The organism is Azohydromonas australica DSM 1124, from assembly GCF_000430725.1.
GTDB lineage: Bacteria > Pseudomonadota > Gammaproteobacteria > Burkholderiales > Burkholderiaceae_C > Azohydromonas > Azohydromonas australica.
In genome coordinates this window covers 21,868-26,197 of record NZ_KE387225.1, presented here as the reverse complement: position 1 = coordinate 26,197, position 4,330 = coordinate 21,868, and the positions used below count along the sequence as shown (strand labels likewise).

Below are 4,330 nucleotides of genomic sequence, written 5' to 3'. Positions count from 1 at the left end.
GCGGCTTCGGCGACGCGCTCTCCAGGCTGCTGGCGCAGAAGCTCGAAGGCAACCTGGGGCGCACCGTGCTGGTGGAGAACAAGCCGGGCGCGGGCGGCCAGATCGCGGCGGCCTACGTCAAGCAGCAGCCGGCGGACGGCCACACGCTGCTCTACGGTGACCTGGGCCCCTTCGCGATGAACGCCGGCCTCTACCCGAAGCTCAACTACGACACGCTCAAGGACTTCTCGCCGCTGACGCGGCTGCTGACCTCGCCCCTGCTGGTCGTGGTCCCGGCCGGCAGCCCGTTCAAGACCTGGGCCGAGCTGCTGGCCGCGTCGCGCAGCGGCGACGGATTGAACTACGGCTCCTACGGCGTGGGCAGCCAGCCCCACATCTGGGGCGAGATGCTCAAGCGCCAGACCGGAGGCCGCTTCAACCATCTGCCGTACAAGGGCGCGGCGCCTGCGGTGCAGGACCTCATGGGCGGGCACCTGCAGCTGATGCTGGACGTGATCGCCAACAGCCTGCCGCTGGTGCGCGAGGGCAAGCTGCGCGCGCTGGCGCTGGTGGGCAGCGACCGGCGCGTGGTGCAGCTGCCGGGCGTGCCGACCATGACGGAGCTCGGCCTGCCGCAGCTCGATACCCCGGGCTGGACCGGCGTGGTGGTGCGCCAGGGCACGCCGGCGCCGGTGGTGGGCCGGCTGCACGATGCGGTGGTGAAAGCGCTGCGGTCGCCGGAGGTGGCACAGCGCTACGGCGAGCTGGGGCTGGTGGTCGCACCCCAGGAGCCCGAGGCCTTCGCGGCCTTCATCCGTGCCGAGACGGCCCGCTGGGGCGAGGTCATTCGCACTGCGGGAGTCACGGTCGAATGAGCCGCAACGACGCTTCGGCCGCCGGGCTGTTCGAGCTGCATGGGCAGGTGGCGCTGGTGACCGGCGCCGCCCAGGGCCTGGGTCTGGCCATCGCGCAGGCCCTGGCCGCCCAGGGTGCGGCCGTGGTGCTGGCCGACCGGGACGGGGCACGCTGCAAGGCGGCCGCCGCGGAACTGCGCGAGGCCGGGCATGACGCCCTGGCGGTGTGCTGCGACGTGAGCCAGCCCGCCGACGTCGCCCGGCTGGCCGAGGCCGCGCTGGCCTGGCGCGGCCGCCTTGACACGCTGGTGTGCAACGCCGGCATCCCGGGCCCGGCCGGGCCGCTGGCCGAGGCCGGCGACGAGGACTGGCGCCGCGTGTTCGAGGTGAACCTGCGCGGCGCCGCGCGGCTGGCCAGCGCGCTGCTGCCGGCCATGGCAGGGCAGGGTGGCGGCAGCGTGGTGCTGATGTCCAGCATCGCGGGCCTGCGCGGCAACAAGGGGCTGGGCCTCTACGGGCTGAGCAAGGCGGCGCTGGCACAGCTGGCGCGCAACCTGGCGGTGGAGTGGGGCCCGCAGGGCGTGCGCGTCAACGCCGTGTCGCCCGGGCTGATCCGCACGCCGCTGTCCACCGGGCTGCTGGGCAACGAGGCGTTCATGCAGCAGCGCCTGGCGCTGACGCCGCTGCGCCGCGTGGGCGAGCCGCACGAGGTGGCCGGCGTCGTGGCCATGCTCGCCAGCTGCGCCGGCGGCTTCATCAGCGGGCAGAACCTGGTCGTGGACGGCGGCACGCTGGTCTCCGACGGGCAGTGAGACAACGCCGCGCAAGAGCGGCCGATCACGGAGGAGACTTCCATGGGCCCTACATCGCTGCGCCCGGGCTTGACCCTGCGCCGACGCATGGCGCTGAGCTTCGGCGTCCTGGTGGGCATGCTGCTGCTGCTGGCGGCCTCGGCGCTGTGGCAGATGCGGGAGCTGTCGCAGCAGCTCTCGCGCATCGTCGAGGTCCACGCCGCGCGCGCCGATCTCGCGCACCGGCTGCATGCCGCGCAACTGGACTGGATGGGCCAGCTGCGTGCGCTGGTCATGCTCACGGAGCCCGAGGACCTGAAGGTGCAGCAGGGCGCGCTGCGTGGGGCGCGTGAGCGCTACGGGCAGGCGGAACAGGCACTGGCGACGGCACTGCAGGACGGCGACGCCGACGCATTGCGGCAGCGGCTGGCCGAGATCGTCCGCCTGCGCACCGAGGTGGAGCCGGCACTCGAATCCACCGCGCGCACGGCCCTTGCCGGCACGGGCGCGGAAGCGGCGCTGGCGCTGCTGATCCCGGCGGAAGGTGCCGCCCAGCGCTGGAGCGAGTTGATCGACGGCGTCGTGGTGCAGGCCGCCGAGGCCAGCCGGACCGAGTACGCCACCGCACGATCGCGCCAGCACTGGGCCATGGGGGTGTCCGCTGCGGTCGCCTTGGCGGCCTGGGGCTTGGCGACCGGCATGGCCCTGGCCTTGATGCGCAGTGTCTCCCGGCCGCTGGACGAGGCCGTGACGGTGGCCGAGCGCATCGCCCAGGGCCGGCTGGACTCGCCGGTGCGCGTCGACCGCCAGGACGAATTCGGCCGCCTGCTGCAGGCCGTTGCTACGATGCAGCAGCGCCTGCGCGAAATGGTGTCCGGCCTCCAGGACTCCGGCCGCGCGGTCGATGGGGCCAGCGCCGAGATCGGCGTGGGCAGCCAGGAGCTGTCCCTGCGTACCGAGCAGGCCGCGGCACGGCTGCAGCAGACCGCCTCGTCGCTGCGGGCCCTGTCACAGCAGGGCGCGCAGTCGGCCCACGAGGCGCGCGAGGCCAGTGCGCAGGCCGACGCGGTACGCGAGGAGGCCCGGCGCGGCCAGGAGGCGGGAACCCAGGTGCTGCAACGGATGCAGGACATCGCCGATGCGTCACGGCGCATCACCGAGATCGTCGGCGCGATTGACGCCATCGCCTTCCAGACCAACCTCCTGGCACTCAACGCCGCGGTGGAGGCGGCACGCGCGGGCGAGCAGGGGCGCGGCTTCGGCGTCGTGGCCGCCGAGGTGCGCAACCTGGCGGGCAGGGCGGCCGAGGCCGCCGGGCAGATCCGCCTGCTCAGCGCGGAGGTGGCCGCCAGCGTGGAGCAGGGCACGCACAGCGCCGGGCAGGCGGGGGCCACCGTTGGCCGCCTGGCCGCAGCGGCGGCCCGCGTAGCGCAAACCATGCAAACCATGGCCGAGGCGGCGGCGGTCCAGACGGCAGGCCTGCAGGAGGTGGACCGCGCGGTGGCCGAACTGGACCACGGCACCCAGCACAACGCCGCGCTGGCCGAGCAGCTGGCCACCGCCACCAGCGGCCTCAAGGACCAGGCCGCGGCGCTGCGGCAGACGCTGCGCCGCTTCAGGCTGGCCGCCCCACCAGGCCCATCGTCCGTCCCGGATGCCCAGCCCTCCACGGCGCCCGAGCTCCTGACGGGCGCGGCCTGAGCGCGCCGCAACGCCCTGTCTGCAAAACCAAGGAAAGCAACCCATGCACGTTCTGGTTACCGGCGCGGCCGGCTTCGTTGGCCAGGCCCTGGTCGCGCGGCTGCTGCGCGATCACGACGACGGCCATCGATCGCTGCAGGCGCTGACCCTGCTCGATGTCGGCTTTCCCGCCTCGACCACCGGCGCGGCGCGCCAGCTCGCCGGCAGCATCGCGGATGCCGGGCTGGTCCGGCAGGCCTTCGAGCGCCCGGTGGACCGGGTGTTTCACCTGGCCAGCATTCCCGGCGGCACGGCCGAGCAGGAATACGAGCTCGCGCGCGACGTGAACCTGGGGGGTACGCAACACCTGCTCGAAGCGGCTCGCGCCCAGGCGCTGCGCGGCGAGGGCGTGGCGCGCTTCGTGTTCGCCAGCAGCATCGCCGTGTACGGCTCGCCGTTGCCTGCGCTGGTGGACGACGGCACGGCGCCGAATCCGCAGATGAGCTACGGCGCCCAGAAGCTCATGAGCGAGATCCAGGTCGCCGATTTCAGCCGCCGAGGCTGGATCGATGGCGTCTCGCTGCGCCTGCCCGGCGTGCTGGCGCGCCCACCCGCGCGCACGGGCCAGCTCTCGGCCTTCATGAGCGACCTCATCCGCGAGCTGGCGGCCGGGCGGTCCTTCACCTGCCCGACCTCGCCGCAGGCCGCCACCTGGGCCTCGTCCGTGCCCAACGTCGTGGACAACCTGCTGCACGCGGCCGAGGTCGCTGCCGGATGCCTGCCGCCGCGGCGCAGCCTGCTGCTGCCCACGCTGCATTTCACGATGGGCGAGCTGGTCCATGCCGTCGCCGCGGTGCACGGGGCGCAGGTGCACGAGCTCGTGCGCTGGGCGCCGCAGGAACGCATCGAGGCGCTGTTCGGCTGCTTTCCGCCCTTGCGCACGCCGGCCGCCGATGCCGCCGGCTTCCGTCACGACGGCGACCTGCCCACGCTGGTGCGCCGTGCCCTCCAACCCTTGTGAGCCCA

The 4,330-nt window shown here is 73.7% G+C and carries 4 protein-coding genes; all 4 read left to right on the top strand.

Features of this window, described 5'->3' with window-relative positions; translation table 11 throughout:
• The coding region (locus H537_RS0139990; RefSeq protein WP_029002303.1) for a Bug family tripartite tricarboxylate transporter substrate binding protein at window positions 1–854 on the top strand (854 nt) is incomplete at its 5' end.
• Window positions 851–1,645: an SDR family NAD(P)-dependent oxidoreductase gene (locus tag H537_RS0139985; RefSeq protein ID WP_029002302.1), complete on the top strand. Its 795-nt coding sequence runs from the start codon at window positions 851–853 to the stop codon at window positions 1,643–1,645. The genes H537_RS0139990 and H537_RS0139985, both read left to right, overlap by 4 nt.
• A gap of 42 nt (window positions 1,646–1,687) precedes the next feature.
• A complete protein-coding gene (locus H537_RS0139980) occupies window positions 1,688–3,325 on the top strand; it encodes a methyl-accepting chemotaxis protein (protein ID WP_156902289.1) in 1,638 nt (545 codons plus the stop codon).
• 43 nt (window positions 3,326–3,368) lie between these two features.
• Window positions 3,369–4,325, top strand: a complete 957-nt coding sequence (locus H537_RS0139975) for an NAD-dependent epimerase/dehydratase family protein (RefSeq protein ID WP_029002300.1) — start codon at window positions 3,369–3,371, stop codon at window positions 4,323–4,325.
• Window positions 4,326–4,330: the final 5 nt, after the last annotated feature.

Coding starts and splice junctions, on each gene's coding strand:
- H537_RS0139985 (WP_029002302.1), top strand. CDS start 851: ATGAGCCGCAACGACGCTTCGGCCGCCGGGCTGTTCGAGCTGCATGGG.
- H537_RS0139980 (WP_156902289.1), top strand. CDS start 1,688: ATGGGCCCTACATCGCTGCGCCCGGGCTTGACCCTGCGCCGACGCATG.
- H537_RS0139975 (WP_029002300.1), top strand. CDS start 3,369: ATGCACGTTCTGGTTACCGGCGCGGCCGGCTTCGTTGGCCAGGCCCTG.